Raw genomic sequence first — 14,327 nt, 5'->3', positions numbered from 1 at the left:
ATCAATGAATCAGATAAATCGTTTGCCCTTGGCACTGGCTTTGATTGCTTTATTGGCCAGCGGCTCCGTGCTGGCCCATAGCGAACAACAGGGTGTGCAGCACAGCGCTGCCGTGGTCAAAGAGCAGAAACCCTGGGGTATTGCCGGTGACCCTGAACAAGTCAGCCGCACCCTCGAAATAGGCATGAGCGACCAGATGCGCTTTAGCCCCGACCAACTGGAGATCAAGCAGGGTGAGACCATTCGCTTGGTCCACCGTAATAACGGTCAGGTGATGCACGAATTCGTCATCGGCACCCAGGACGATCTGGATAAACACGCGGCGCTGATGGCCAAGTTCCCCGGTATGGAACATGACGAGCCGTATATGGCCCATGTCGCCCCAGGCCAGACCAGCGAGGTTATCTGGACCTTCAACCGTGCGGGCGACTTCGATTTCGCCTGCCTGATCGCCGGTCACTACCAGGCGGGAATGGTCGGCAAGGTGCGGGTCGTGACGAACTGACACAAGTGTGAGAGCCCCGGTCAGCCCGTGCTGGCCTGGGTAATAGCGGCAGCGCAATTTTGGCGCGGGCCGATAAATGATCAGGGCGGCCACTGGGTCGCCTGACTGGAGGAGCAAGACCATGAAGCAACTACTGATTGCCTGCCTGCTGGGCAGCTTGGCATTTAGCGTACAGGCCAGCGATGAACACAGCGGCCATAAGGGCCACGAGGCTGTGCAGGCCAGCACGAGCATGAGTCAGGGCGAGGTGCGCAAGATCGATGCCGCCAACCAAAAAATCACCCTGCGTCACGGGCCCATTGCCAATATCGGCATGCCGCCGATGACCATGGTCTTTCAGGTGCGCAAACCGGAGCAACTGGACGGGCTCAACGTGGGCGATAAGGTGCAGTTTGTCGCGGACAAGCAGGGAAGCCAGTACGGGGTGAGCGAGTTGCAAAAGGCCGAATAGGCGCGGCTTTAGCAGACCCGTGCTGGTTAGCTTTGCCCCCATCCCGAGCGGGATGAGGGGCTGAGCGACTGAGTTAAACCGTCAGGGAGGGGCGTTAATCGTCGCCTCGGCTATTCAAGCCGCGAAGCGCTCGTCGAGATAGGCGATGATCGCCTTGGATTCGTACAGCCAGGTGCTCTGGCCATTTTCTTCAATGCGCAGGCACGGCACTTTGATCTTGCCGCCAAATTGCTCCAGATCATTGCGCGCTTGGGCGTCGTTTTTCGCGTCGCGCAGCGCTACGGGCACATTCAGTTTGTGCAGGGTGCGGCGGGTTTTTACGCAGAACGGGCAGGCGTGGAACTGGTACAGCGCGAGGTTGCGAGCGCTTTGCTCGACCGCAGCCTGAGCTTCTGGGGTGCGTTTGCGCTTGGCCGGACGGCTGATCCAGTCGAGGAAGATAATCAACTGGCCGAGGCCGATGCGCAGTGCCTTGATAATCATGCGGGGCAAACCTTGGGTCGAGAAACTGGGGCGCGCAGCTTACCCGAGTTTTCCTTGCTTGGCGTCGGCGCTGGTCTGGCTCTGCGCCCAACGGCATAATCCGCGCTTGATTGCCGAACCCTGCCGAGCCTGCGATGAAACCTGAAGACCTGCTGTTGCTGGTAACCCGTGAAATGCCTTTCGGCAAACACAAAGGCCGCTTGCTCGCTGATCTGCCGGGTAATTACCTCAACTGGTTTGCCCGCGAAGGCTTCCCGCAAGGCGAAATAGGTCGGCTGCTGGCGCTGATGCAGGAGATTGATCACAACGGCCTATCCGGATTGCTCGATCCGCTACGGACCAAGCCGCGGTTGCCGTTCAAGGGCCAGTAGGCTTTCACCTGGCAATAAAAAACCGGCTTGTGGCCGGTTTTTTATTGCGCGCCCGTAATGATCGCAGGGTGTGTCACCTCGGGGTGACGATAAAAGGTGCCATGGCAATTTGCATTGCCTGACTGGCGCAGTGGTTTACTGCGCCAGGCTGACCTCTGGGGTGAGGGTCAGCGGTGGCACTTCAACGAACTCCAGTTGCAGGCGTTCGCTACTCCAGGCGCGGGTTTGGTTGGTCAGCGCCAGGTCGTCGTTCAGCTTTTGGCCGTAAGACGGGATGATTTCTTTCAGCTTGGTTTGCCACTCCGGGCTCTGCATCTCGTCCTTAAAGGTTTTCTCCAGCACCGAGAGCATGATCGGCGCGGCGGTGGATGCACCGGGTGAAGCACCCAGCAGCGCGGCGATGCTGCCATCGGCGGCGCTGACGACTTCGGTGCCAAATTGCAGAATGCCGCCGTGTTCGGCGTCTTTTTTGATGATCTGCACGCGCTGGCCGGCCTGGATCAGCTCCCAATCTTTCGACTGCGCGTTGGGGAAGTACTCGCGCAGCGACACCATGCGGTCTTCCTGGCTGAGCATCAACTGGCCCATCAGGTAGGTGCTGAGCGAGAAGTTGTCGATGCCCGCGTGGGTCATCGGCAGGATGTTGTCGGTGGTCAGGGCGCTGAAGGTGTCGAGCAACGAGCCGTTTTTCAGGAACTTGGTCGAGAAGGTGGCGAAGGGGCCGAACAGCAGCACTTTGCGTCCGTCGATCACGCGGGTGTCCAGATGTGGCACGGACATCGGTGGCGAGCCAACCGAGGCTTTGCCGTAGACCTTGGCCTGGTGCTGGGCGACGATTTCTGGGTTGCTGGTGGCGAGGAACGAGCCGCCCACCGGGAAGCCGGCATAGCCTTCAGCCTCGGGGATGTCGGACATTTGCAGCAGCTTCAGCGCCGCGCCGCCAGCACCGATAAACACGAACTTGGCGTTGATGCTTTTTTCTGTGCCGCCATTGGCCAGGTCGGCCACTTGCACGTTCCAGGTGTTGTCAGCATTGCGCGTGATGCCGCGCACTTCATGTTGCAGGTTGAGGCTGACGTTGGCCTGCTCGTTGAGCGAGCCGAACAGTTGACGGGTGATTTCGCCGAAGTTCACGTCAGTGCCGATTGATACTCGGGTGGCGGCAAGCGTTTCGCCCGGCACGCGGCCTTGCATCACCAGCGGCACCCATTGCTCGATCTGCTGCGGGTCTTCGGAGTATTCCATGCCACGGAACAGGGGGCTGGTTTGCAGCGCCGCGTGACGCTTCTTGAGGAAGTCGACGTTGTCGTCGCCCCAGACAAAGCTCATGTGCGGCACGTTATTGATAAAGCTTGGCGGGTTGATCAGCACATGGCGGTCAACCTGGTAGGCCCAAAACTGCTTGGAAATCTCGAAGGCTTCGTTGATCGCTACGGCTTTGCTGATGTCGATGCTGCCATCGGCCAGTTGCGGTGTGTAGTTCAGTTCGCAGAACGCCGCGTGGCCGGTGCCCGCGTTGTTCCAGGCATTGGAGCTTTCATCGGCGACTTGGTCCAGGCGCTCGTAAATATCGATGCTCCAGCCAGGCTCCAGTTCGTTGAGGTAGGTGCCCAGGGTGGCGCTCATGATGCCGCCGCCGATCAGCAATACATCCACGGTTTTTTCCGGCTCGGGTTGTTTGGCGCAACCCATCACGCTCAGGCACAGCGCGGCCAACAGGAGTTTTTTCATTAAACCAACCATCTCATCGTTAACTCGGAATGACGCCCTTCGGCCAGCACCTGTAGCGGTGCGGCAATAGCCCGCCAGCCCATCGACGAGCGACAGGCATGTGGCAGGCTTGAAGGCATTGTGTGCACGCGGCAACCGCACAACGGGTGGTCGCAGCGGTTGTCTACCGGTGATATCGCAAGATGCATGCCCGTCAGCGTCAGGCCACAGCTCATGGGCCTTTATGCGTCTATCCGGCTTGTAGATATGGATTGCAATGGCGTGATCTCGCCATATTGGGCGGGTTTGATCAGGCGTTTGGCGGGATTTCGCCGTCTGAGAGACCAATCGGCGGGCCGAAAAAAACCGGCACGGGGCCGGTTTTCTTTGCTGCGCAGTTGATCAGTTGCTGATCAGTTGTTGACCAAACTGAGGAACTCGCTGCGCGTGGCGGCGTTTTCACGGAACTCGCCGAGCATCACCGAGGTGATCATGGAGGAGTTTTGCTTCTCCACACCGCGCATCATCATGCACATGTGCTGCGCTTCAATCACTACGGCCACGCCGAGAGCACCGGTGACCTGCTGGACAGCTTCGGCAATCTGCCGGCTGAGGTTTTCCTGAATCTGCAGGCGACGCGCATACATGTCGACAATGCGTGCAACCTTCGACAGGCCGAGCACCTTGCCGTTAGGGATATAGGCCACGTGGGCCTTGCCGATAAAGGGCAGCAAGTGGTGCTCGCACAGCGAATACAACTCGATGTTCTTCACCAGCACCATTTCGCTGTTATCGGAGCTGAACAGCGCGCCGTTGGTGACTTCTTCCAGCGTTTGTTGGTAGCCCTTGCACAGGTACTGCATGGCTTTGGCGGCGCGCTTGGGGGTGTCGAGCAGGCCTTCGCGGGAGACGTCTTCGCCGAGTTGGCCAAGGATCGCCGTGTAGTTGTGTTCCAGAGACATGGACATTCTCGTTGGTCTTTACAAAGCGCGCAGGGTAGGGCGCAGGGGCTGGGCTGGCAAGTCTGCTGGCAGCTAGCCTGGCGGGTTTACTCGTCGCGGCCATCCATCATGGTGCGTTTGAGCATCACATACACCGCGCCCGTGCCGCCGTGTTTGGCCAGGCAGGAGGTAAAGCCCAGCACTTGCGGATGCTGACGCAGCCAGGTGTTGACATGGCTTTTGATCATCGGTTTGCGGCCGTCCATGCGCACTGCCTTGCCATGGGTGATGCGCACGCAGCGCACTTCCAGTTTGTTGGCCTCAGCGATGAACTCCCAGAGGGTGTCGCGGGCTTTTTCCACACTCATGCCATGCAGATCGAGGCTGCCTTCAAAGCTGATCTGACCCAGCTTGAGCTTGCGCATCTGGCCGTCCTGCACGCCATTGGCAGCCCAGTACAGCGGGTCTTCTGCGCCGACGTCGATGACGAACTGGTCGGACAGGCCGTCGACCTTGATTGAATCCACGCGTGCTGTGGCCGCTTGGCGCAAGGTGGCCAGCTGGGCACGGTTAGGTTTTGGTTTGCCGGTGTCGGCGCGGTCATGCTTGATCGGTTTAACGCCGCGCAATTCGGCCTTGAACAGTGAAAAATCGTCGTCTTGCATCTGAACCTCCACGAAGGCGGCTAGTGTAAGGCTTCAGCGGAGCGGCGGCATCAAAGGCTAATGGCGTTTTTTCAACAAGTGAGGCGCCAGATTAAGGTCATTGCCGGGGCGCGATCGGCGGCGGTAGCTGCGCCAAACCATCACGCCAACGCTCAACAGCGCTAGGCCGATAATGGCAAACAAACCGGCGGCCACTGGCGAGTCGTTCAGCGGCCCGAGCATGGCATGTGTGCCGAGCAGTGCCGCCACACCGGCCGCACTTAGGGCCGCACCGCACAACACAAGCAGAGCGGCGCAGGTGAGCGCCATGCGGGTGCTCCAACTGCAAACACCGCGAGAGCGCAGGCGGCGCGCGTCAAACCCATCGGAGCGTTTCATGCCGGTTTCCTTTTGCCGATTTAGAGTGGCTGTCGGCCTATGACCGGCCAGGGCCGCTTGGGTTCAACATTGACGCACGGGTCAGCGGCTGAATGTGCTCCAGCGCCGATTCAGCGCAGCTCGCTGGCGCTGCGCACCACGGCGGCAAAGTTGTCGGCCAGGGCGATGATTTCGGCGCGGTGGACATCGTTGGCGCTGATCACTTGGCCATCAAGGGTTGGCAAATCACGCGTGGCGCAGGCCGCTTCGACGACGGTGCAGCGGTAACCGTAGTCTTTGCAGGCGCGCACAGTGCTGCTGACGCTGGAGTGGGTCATAAAGCCGCAAACAATCAGATCCAGATGCCCCAATGCCTGTAACCGCTCATGCAACTCGGTGCCGCTAAAGGCGTTGGGCAGGCGTTTTTCCACCACGGATTCGCCCGGCATGGGGGCCACTTCAGGCAAGTGAAAGCCGCGTGGCCCGCGCGGATCGAGCAAGCCATCGGCAATGCCCAGATGTTTGATGTGCACGATCGGTGTGCCCAGCTCACGGGCCTTGGCCAGCAGTTCACTGATTTGCGCCAACGCCGCCGTTAAGCCGGGCAACTGCAAAATACCGCTGCGGTATTCCTCTTGCGCGTCGATGATCAACAGGGTGGCGTTACGCAGGCTGGCCGGTGCATGACCGCGCCCGGTGAGGTTGAACAGCGTGCTGGGCAGGGTCATGGCAGGGTCTCCGGGCTGGCTGGGCAATGGGCTATTGTCCGCCTCTGCTGCCGGTCTGTGAACCGTTGCGAGAAGCCTATTGCAGTCGTGCCTGTGCTTTGATCATTATCAAAGCCCCGCCGAGGATTGGCACGGCATCGCAAAAGGAGTTGCGCCATGAGCCTGACCACGCTGTTTTCCGAACACTTCTGGTTGTTATTCGCTGTCGCGGTGTCCATCGCCGTGCTGCGCGAACTCTATGGCCCGCGCGATAAATCGTCCTCATCGAACTCCAATCCGTCCTAGTTCAGCGGCACAGTGCAGCGGTTCTGTGTGTGGCTGAATCGGCTAGAATGCGGGACTTTTTCCTGTGGAGAACTGCCGTGACAGACGCTACACCTGCATTCCCAACCCGCCTGCGCACGGTGCGTGACTATATTCGCTGGGCGGTCAGCCGCTTCAATGGCGAAGAGTTGTTCTTCGGCCACGGCACCGACAATGCCTGGGATGAAGCCCGTCAATTGGTGCTGGGGGCGTTGCATCTGCCCCATGAAATTGCCGATAGCTACCTCGACTGCCGCCTGGATGATGCCGAGCATGCGCACCTGCATGACCTGCTCAAACGGCGTATCGATGAGCGCGTGCCGACGGCTTATTTGCTCGGTGAGGCATGGTTTTGCGGCTTGCCATTTATCGTCGATGAGCGCGTGCTGATTCCCCGTTCGCCGATTGCCGAGCTGATCGAACAGCGTTTTGCCCCCTGGCTGCCCATGGAGCCTGCGCGGATTCTGGATTTGTGCAGCGGCTCGGGCTGCATTGGCATCGCCTGCGCCTATGAGTTTTTAGAGGCTGAAGTGGTGCTCGGTGACCTGTCGTTTGAGGCGCTGGAAGTGGCCAACCAGAACATCGAGCGGCACGGCCTGGATGAGCGTGTGTACACCGTGCAGGGCGATGGTTTTGCCGGTTTGCCGGGCCAGCGTTTTGATCTGATCGTGTCCAACCCGCCTTATGTTGATGCTGAAGACTTCGCCGATATGCCAGCTGAGTATCAGCACGAGCCGGAGTTGGGCCTGGCCTGTGGCGACGATGGCCTGGATCTGGTGCGGCGCATGCTCGCCGAGGCGGCCGATCATCTGACAGAGAAGGGCGTGTTGATTGTCGAAGTCGGCAACAGCCAGGTGCACGTCGAAGCCCTGTACCCGGAAGTCGATTTCACCTGGCTGGAGTTTGAGCGCGGAGGGCACGGCGTGTTCCTGCTCGCGGCCAAGCAATGCCGCGAGCATCAGGCGTTGTTCCGCGAGCGCCTGCTGGGCTGATCAGCGCAGGGTTAAATGGCGGCTGATCAGCGCGCGTAACGCGGCGGGCTTGACCGGTTTGCTCAGGTAGTCGAGACCGGCGGCATGCACCTGAGCAATCAACTCGGGGCGGCCGTCGGCACTGATCACCACGCCGGGCAGCGGTTGCCCCAGACGCGTACGCAGCCAGGCCATCAGTTCGGTGCCGGTTTCGCCGTCGTCGAGGTGGTAGTCCACCAGCGCCAGTTGCGGCTGCACGTCTTCGCTGAGCAGGTGTTCGCATTCCAGTCGATTGCGTGCCGTCCACACCTGACAGCCCCAGCGCGACAGCAAACTGTGCATACCGGCGAGGATGCTGTCTTCGTTATCGATGCACAGCACCTGCGTTCCGGCCAATGCCTGGCCGCTGAATTCCTGTGGGGTGATGCTGGCTGGCGCTTCGGCTTTGCTGGCCAACGGCACGGTCACGCTGAACACACTGCCTTTACCCGGCCATGAGCGCACTTCCAGCTTGTGCTCCAGCACGCGGCACAGGCCATCTGCAATCGCCAGGCCAAGCCCCAGGCCTTTTTCGGCACGGGTCTGGTGGCTGTCGAGGCGTTTGAATTCCTCAAAAATCACTTTTCGTTTGTCTTCGGGAATGCCCGGCCCGCGGTCCCATACTTCTAGGCGCAAATAGCGGCCTTGGCGACGAACGCCCAGTAACACCCGGCCTTTGGCATAGCGCAGGGCGTTGGTGAGGAAGTTTTGCAGCACGCGGCGCAGCAGTTTGATGTCGCTGTCTACGCGCAGGCGGCTGCCGCGCAGGCGGAAGTCCACAGCATGTTCAATGGCCAGTACCTTGAACTCCGCGCCTAGGGTGTCGAACAGATTGTTAAGCACGAATGCATGGCGGTCTGGGGTAATGCGCCCGTTCTCCAAACGCGAAATATCCAGCAGGTCGCTGATCAGGTCTTCGGCTGAGCGCAATGAACTGTCGAGGTTACGCACCAGTTCGCGGGTGTCGGCGGGCAGCGTTTCATCTTGGTGGGCGAGGGCGGCCGAGAACAGTCGCGCGGCATTCAGCGGTTGCATCAGGTCATGGCTGACGGCAGCGAGAAAACGGGTTTTCGACTGGTTGGCGGCTTCCGCCACGCTCTTGGCTTCGCTCAGTGCCAGGTTCAGTTGCGAAAGCTCGTGGGTGCGTTCGCTGACGCGCTGCTCAAGGCCTTCATTGGCATCCTTGAGCGCCCGTTCGGCTTCGCGGAACTCGGTGATGTCGGTAAAGCTCATAACGAAACCGCCGCCCGGCATCGGGTTGCCGATCAACTCGATCACCCGGCCGTTGGGAAACAGCCGCTCGGAGGTGTGCGCCGTGCCTTGGCGCATCCAGTACAGGCGCTTATTGATATGGACTTCAATGTCGCCTGAACCGAGCAGGCCGCGTTCGGCGTTAAAACGAATCAGCTCGGCGATAGGCCGACCGACATAAACCTGGCCGTCGGGGTAGTCGAACAACTCGATATAACGATGGTTCCACGCCACCAGGCGCAGCGACTGGTCAACCACGCTGATGCCTTGGGTGATGTTTTCAATCGCGCCCTGCAGCAGCGCGCGATTGAACTGCAACACCTCGCTGGCCTCATCGACGATGCGCACCACATCCTCGACCTGCATGTCGCGCCCTTCAATGGCCGCTTTGACCACCGCACGGGTAGACGATGCGCCCAGCACACCGGCCAGCAGGCGTTCGGTGTGGGCGATCCAGTCGCTGTTGGCGGCCTGGTTGGGGTTGAAGCTTTTGCCCTGGCGAAAGGCAAAACGCATAAAGCTCTGGCGTGCACGGTCTTCACCGACAAAGCGGCTGGCCAGTGTTAGCAAATCCCCGACCTGCACCGCCAGCATGCTGCGATTGCTCGGTTTGGTGCCCAGGTCATGACCGATAAAGCGGCCAGCCTGCCAATGCTCAGCGACCCGTGTACGGGAAAAATACGAGACCCAGGCAAACAGCAGGAAGTTACCCGCCAGTGACATCACCACACCACGGGTCAGCGGGTCGACCTCGAAGCCGATCTGCCCATAGAGCAAGGTTTGCAAACCGGGTAATGACTCCAGTGGCCAGCCTAGACTTCGGGCGACCAGAGGCAGGATCAGGGTGTACAGCCAGATCAGCGCACCCAGGCAAATGCCAGCAAATACGCCCTGACGGTTGGCTTGCTTCCACACCAGTGCGCCAAACATCGCTGGTGCCAGTTGGCCGATAGCAGCAAAGGACACCTGGCCGATGGTCGCCAGGCTGGTGTTAGAGCCAATCAGGCGATAGCACACGTAAGCCAGCAGCAGAATCAGCACGATGCTCACGCGCCGCGCGGTGAGCATCCAGTAACGGAAAGCTTCAAAGGGGCGTTCAGTGTTTTTCCGGCGCAGCAGCCAGGGCAGCAGCATGTCGTTGGAAATCATCGTCGAGAGGGCCACCGAGGCCACGATGACCATGCCGGTGGCTGCCGATGCACCGCCAATAAACGCCAGCATGGCCAGGCCTGGGTGAGCTTCGGCGAGTGGCAGGCTGATGACGAACGAGTCCGGCGTGATGCCGGGCGGCAGCATCATCTGTCCAGCGAGGGCAATCGGCACCACGAATAAGGCCGCCAGCATCAGGTAGGCGGGGAACACCCAGCGCGCCAGGTTGAGGTCTTTGGGTTCGATGTTCTCCACGACCGTTACATGGAACTGCCGGGGCAGACAAATGATGGCGATCATGGCCAGCCCGGTTTGGGTCATCATCGCTGGCCAGTTGACGCGCTGGGCAAAAAAGCTGTCCAGTTCAGGGCTGGCTTTGGCCTGGCTGTAAACATCAGCAAAGCCGTTGTAGAGGCCATAGGTGACAAAAATGCCGACCGCTAGAAAGGCCAGCAGCTTGATCAGCGACTCGAAAGCAATGGCCAGCACCATGCCGCGGTGGTGCTCGGTCACGTCCAGGTTGCGGGTGCCGAAGAGAATGGTGAACAACGCCAGCACCAACGACACGATTAACGCGGTGTCCTGTGCGCTGGTGCCGCTGGCCCCGGCCCCTTTGCCCGTGAGCAGGTTGACCCCCAGCACAATGCCCTTGAGCTGCAAGGCGATATACGGCAACACCCCCACCAGGCACACCAGCGCCACCATCACCGCCAAGGTTTGCGACTTGCCATAGCGCGCGGCAATAAAGTCGGCAATTGAGGTGATGTTCTCCTGCTTGCTGATCATCACCATCTTCTGCAGCACCCAGGGGGCGAACAGCAAAATGATGATCGGCCCCAGGTAAATCGGCAGAAACGACCAAAGTTGTTCAGCCGACTGGCCGACGGCACCAAAGAACGTCCAACTGGTGCAATACACCGCCAGCGATAGGCTGTAGACCCAGGCGCGCACCTTCGGTGGCATAGGCGTGGCGCGGCGGTCGCCATAAAACGCAATGGCGAAGAGGAGGGCCATGTAGATCAGGACCACAACGGCGATCAGTCCGATGGACAGGGTCATGCACACTCCAAAAAACAACATGAACAACGCCGATCAATGACCCCAAGCGTTGCCCGCAATTTCAATAACTGCTTTTAACCGGCCAGTCCCGCAGAAAAACGCCACGAGCCTACTGCATTGGCGTGTTCGTAGTCTCGCAGCAAAGTGGCCAGGCGTCAGGTGCGACCAAGGTCGCAGGGCAGTGAAGCGCCCTGCTTGGGCGTTAGCGCGTGGCAATCCAGATCAGTAGTCCTGCCTGGAATACGCTGAAGGCTACTAGGCAGGCGATGGTGAAGCGCAGGTTGTTGTCTTCGCTTTTGAGCAGGGCGATGCGCTCGTTCTGTTTGCGGATGGCGATGTCTTGCTCGCGCAGGTTTTGATCGGCTTGTTGAAGCATGCTGGCGGCGTCCAGCAGTTCGACGATCTGAACCTTTTCGCTGTTCCAGTCGGGCTGCAGGGCGCTGACTTGCTCGGCGTTGCATTGGGCCTTGATTCTTAGCGGGTCGAGGTACTCCACCACAAAGCCTTGTGCTTGTAGGCAGCGATCGCGGCGGTCGCGGGCTTCTTCGTTAAATGACGTCGTTAATGGGTAGCTGTCGACAGCGTATTGCGCCCATGACTGACGCGCCCAGGCGATGCCTTGGGCCAGCAGAAAACGTCCTACCCCGCGATTTTCAGGCTCCACTAGCAAACCGCTATCTGGGCCGAAACGCACGATTCGTTGGCTGTGGTCGACCCAGACTTCGAGGGTGTTTTGCTCTTTGCGCAGCGCCTGATCCGGCAATTGCAGCGTCAGTCGTAACAGGCTTTCCGTCTGGCTGTTGCGTTCTACGCGGCCCAATTGAACAAAGCGCAATGGGCGGGCGCCGGTATGACGGTCGAAGGGCAGGGGTGCCAGGCGTAACAGGCTGAACTGCTGCGCCGCTAAATCGGCCCAAGGATGCGGCGCGTCGACCTGCTCTGGCTCGGCAGGTTCGGTGGTGAGGCTGTCGGTCATAAACGGCGGTCCTGTGCGCAATACCCACTCAAGGTGTGGCGTTACTTCTGCGCTATCGGCCATTGCTCGGCTAACTAGAGGCGGGTTTAACCACGCTGCGCTGAATGAATTGTGCGATTTGTTCGCCCAACCCTTGGGCCAACGGTAGCTTAGGATTGTTGTAGCTGGCCAGTTGCGCCGGCAAATCCCGTGAGCTGATACGCAGGACGTGGTTCATGCCGGGAATGATCAGCAATTCGGCATCGGTTTTGGCGGCATGCAGGGCCAGGGCGTCGGCGACGCTGACTTGTATGTCATGGCTGCCTTGCACTATTAGCGCGGGTAGCTTTAGGCGGGCAAAGGCTTGGGCAGGGTCTTGGCGCAGCAGGGAGATTAGATACGGCTGCACGCTGGGGCGAAACAATACCTGTAAGGCGTTAGGCAACTGCGGCGTCAACTGCCCGGCCAGTAAACGGTCGAGCAGATAATGGCTGGGGGCAAGCAGCTCAGCTGGCAGGCGGGCGGCGAGTTGCTCGCGCAGCAGTTGGTCAACCGGTCGTGCACTGCCGGCCAGCGAAATCAGGGCATCGGCTTGCGCCGCCTCGGCTGAGAGGCTTGCGATCAGCGCGCCTTCGCTGTGGCCAATTAGTACCAGCCGGTTAAACGCGGGATCGGCCTTGAGCAACTGTGCCCAAGCCACCGCGTCGCTGACATACGCCTCGACCGTTAAGTCGCGTTCATCGGGTGTGGCGCTGCGGCTGGCGGCCACGCCGCGTTTGTCGTAGCGCAGGCTGGCGATGCCATGTTTGGCCAAGCTCTGGGCCAGGCGTTTGAGGCTGTCGTTGCGGCCGCCATCAGGGTTGTTGCCGTCGCGGTCGGTGGGGCCGGAACCGGCGATCAGCAATGCGACGGTGAGCGGTGCCGCGCCGCTGGGTTTTAGCAAGGTGCCATGCAGCGTGCCGCTGGTCGTGTGCAACTGCAGCGGTTGTTGCAGGCTGCTGTGCGCCGCGCTGGTGCTGGCGGCCTGGAGCGCGGGGCTGAATAGGCAAAGGGTGAGGAGTAAGGCGGGCAGCATGGGGCACAACGCGGCGATGGGCGAAACCCTTAGACGCTGACGCACGACGAAGGTTCGTGGGTGATCTGCACGATCACCACGGGTATACTCGCCGCCTCAATTAAAGTGGGGCTTGGCGCGGGTTGGCGCGGCCCTGCGCTGATTTTCGCGGAGCGTTTTGCACATGTCCGGCAATACCTACGGCAAGTTGTTCACCGTCACCACCGCTGGCGAAAGCCATGGCCCGGCGCTGGTCGCCATTGTCGATGGGTGCCCGCCTGGGCTGGAAATCAGCCTGCAAGACCTGCAGCGCGACCTTGACCGGCGCAAGCCCGGCACCAGCCGACACACCACGCAGCGTCAGGAAGACGACGAGGTGGAAATCCTAGCGGGTGTGTTTGAGGGTAAAACCACCGGCTGCTCGATTGGCTTGCTGATTCGCAACACCGACCAGAAGTCCAAGGACTACTCGGCGATCAAAGATTCCTTCCGCCCCGCGCATGCCGATTACACCTACCACCACAAGTACGGCACTCGCGATTATCGCGGCGGTGGTCGCAGCTCGGCGCGGGAAACGGCCATGCGTGTGGCCGCTGGTGCCATCGCCAAAAAGTACCTGGCCACTCAGGGCATTGTGATTCGCGGCTACATGAGCCAGTTGGGGCCGATTGAAATCCCGTTCAAGACTTGGGACAGCGTCGAGCAGAATGCATTTTTCAGCCCCGATCCCGATAAAGTGCCGGAGCTGGAAGCCTATATGGACCAGTTGCGCCGCGATCAGGATTCCGTCGGCGCGAAGATCACCGTGGTCGCCGAAGGGGTGATGCCAGGCCTGGGTGAGCCGATTTTCGACCGTTTGGACGCCGAACTGGCCCATGCGCTGATGAGCATCAACGCGGTCAAGGGCGTGGAAATTGGCGCTGGTTTTGCCTGCGTGGCACAGCGTGGCACCGAGCACCGCGATGAAATGACCCCGGAAGGCTTCCTGAGCAATAACGCGGGCGGCATCCTCGGTGGCCTGTCCAGTGGCCAGCCGATTGTGGCTCATCTGGCGCTCAAACCGACCTCCAGCATCACCACGCCGGGGCGTTCGATTGATGTGCACGGTAACCCGGTGGACATCATCACTAAGGGGCGTCACGACCCGTGCGTGGGTATTCGTGCCACGCCGATTGCCGAAGCGATGATGGCGATTGTGTTGATGGACCATCTGCTGCGTCACCGTGGGCAAAACGCTGATGTGCGCGTAACCACGCCGGTGCTGCCGCAGCTGTGATCACCCGGGTAGGTTGGGTTGAGCGCAGCGAAGCCCAACGGCGGTCGATTCGACAGCGC

General features: G+C 60.3%; 15 protein-coding genes. 6 read left to right on the top strand and 9 right to left on the bottom strand.

The annotated features are described in order from the left end of the window. Positions 1-4 precede the first annotated feature (4 nt). Entirely contained in the window at positions 5-505 is a 501-nt protein-coding gene (locus AUK77_RS08850) for a cupredoxin family protein (protein WP_296128425.1), read from the top strand. A gap of 121 nt (positions 506-626) precedes the next feature. After that, a complete protein-coding gene (locus AUK77_RS08845) occupies positions 627-956 on the top strand; it encodes a copper-binding protein (RefSeq protein ID WP_296128421.1) in 330 nt (109 codons plus the stop codon). Between the two features lie 114 nt (positions 957-1,070). Here the strand turns inward: AUK77_RS08845 and AUK77_RS08840 are convergent, their stop codons facing one another. Then, a complete protein-coding gene (locus AUK77_RS08840) occupies positions 1,071-1,439 on the bottom strand; it encodes a glutaredoxin domain-containing protein (RefSeq protein WP_296128419.1) in 369 nt (122 codons plus the stop codon). Positions 1,440-1,573: 134 nt separating this feature from the next. On the opposite strand from AUK77_RS08840, the gene AUK77_RS08835 reads away from it, so the two are divergent. Next, on the top strand, positions 1,574-1,810 hold the full coding sequence (locus AUK77_RS08835; protein WP_296128417.1) for a DUF3820 family protein: 237 nt from the start codon (positions 1,574-1,576) through the stop codon (positions 1,808-1,810). A 135-nt stretch (positions 1,811-1,945) separates the two neighbouring features. Here AUK77_RS08835 and AUK77_RS08830 read toward each other — a convergent pair whose 3' ends face one another. The 5 genes from AUK77_RS08830 to AUK77_RS08810 all read right to left on the bottom strand — a co-directional run bounded on the left by AUK77_RS08830 (position 1,946) and on the right by AUK77_RS08810 (position 6,211). Then, the gene (locus AUK77_RS08830) at positions 1,946-3,541 is read right to left on the bottom strand and encodes a malate:quinone oxidoreductase (protein WP_296128413.1); all 1,596 of its coding nucleotides are present in this window, start codon (positions 3,539-3,541) and stop codon (positions 1,946-1,948) included. Positions 3,542-3,933: 392 nt separating this feature from the next. Continuing rightward, on the bottom strand, positions 3,934-4,482 hold the full coding sequence (folE, locus tag AUK77_RS08825) for a GTP cyclohydrolase I FolE (protein WP_296128411.1): 549 nt from the start codon (positions 4,480-4,482) through the stop codon (positions 3,934-3,936). 86 nt (positions 4,483-4,568) lie between these two features. Next, positions 4,569-5,126, bottom strand: a complete 558-nt coding sequence (locus AUK77_RS08820) for a Smr/MutS family protein (RefSeq protein WP_296128408.1) — start codon at positions 5,124-5,126, stop codon at positions 4,569-4,571. A gap of 57 nt (positions 5,127-5,183) precedes the next feature. Then, a complete protein-coding gene (locus tag AUK77_RS08815) occupies positions 5,184-5,504 on the bottom strand; it encodes a hypothetical protein (RefSeq protein WP_296128405.1) in 321 nt (106 codons plus the stop codon). 110 nt (positions 5,505-5,614) lie between these two features. Next, entirely contained in the window at positions 5,615-6,211 is a 597-nt protein-coding gene (locus AUK77_RS08810) for a cysteine hydrolase family protein (protein ID WP_296128402.1), read from the bottom strand. A gap of 156 nt (positions 6,212-6,367) precedes the next feature. Here AUK77_RS08810 and AUK77_RS08805 point away from each other — a divergent pair, with 156 nt between their 5' ends. Continuing rightward, positions 6,368-6,496, top strand: a complete 129-nt coding sequence (locus AUK77_RS08805) for a hypothetical protein (RefSeq protein WP_296128399.1) — start codon at positions 6,368-6,370, stop codon at positions 6,494-6,496. Between the two features lie 77 nt (positions 6,497-6,573). Next, positions 6,574-7,506, top strand: a complete 933-nt coding sequence (prmB, locus tag AUK77_RS08800) for a 50S ribosomal protein L3 N(5)-glutamine methyltransferase (protein WP_296128396.1) — start codon at positions 6,574-6,576, stop codon at positions 7,504-7,506. Here prmB and AUK77_RS08795 read toward each other — a convergent pair whose 3' ends face one another. From AUK77_RS08795 to AUK77_RS08785, 3 genes are all read right to left on the bottom strand, one after another. Beyond that, positions 7,507-10,983 (bottom strand): PAS domain-containing hybrid sensor histidine kinase/response regulator, encoded by a 3,477-nt coding sequence (locus AUK77_RS08795; RefSeq protein ID WP_296128395.1) that lies wholly within the window; start codon positions 10,981-10,983, stop codon positions 7,507-7,509. A 202-nt stretch (positions 10,984-11,185) separates the two neighbouring features. Then, positions 11,186-11,959 (bottom strand): hypothetical protein, encoded by a 774-nt coding sequence (locus AUK77_RS08790; protein WP_296128393.1) that lies wholly within the window; start codon positions 11,957-11,959, stop codon positions 11,186-11,188. Between the two features lie 70 nt (positions 11,960-12,029). After that, positions 12,030-13,013 carry an alpha/beta fold hydrolase gene (locus AUK77_RS08785; RefSeq protein WP_296128576.1) on the bottom strand — a complete coding sequence of 328 codons (984 nt, stop codon included), beginning with the start codon at positions 13,011-13,013 and terminating at the stop codon, positions 12,030-12,032. Positions 13,014-13,176: 163 nt separating this feature from the next. Between AUK77_RS08785 and aroC the strand changes: the two genes are divergently transcribed. Continuing rightward, complete coding sequence (aroC, locus tag AUK77_RS08780) at positions 13,177-14,268, top strand: chorismate synthase (RefSeq protein WP_296128390.1); 1,092 nt, start codon at positions 13,177-13,179, stop codon at positions 14,266-14,268. Positions 14,269-14,327: the final 59 nt, after the last annotated feature.

It is taken from the genome of Pseudomonas sp. Ga0074129, assembly GCA_001465025.1.
GTDB lineage: Bacteria > Pseudomonadota > Gammaproteobacteria > Pseudomonadales > Pseudomonadaceae > Aquipseudomonas.
The sequence above is the reverse complement of the archived record's forward strand: the minus strand, read 5'-3'. Positions and strand labels throughout refer to the sequence as shown.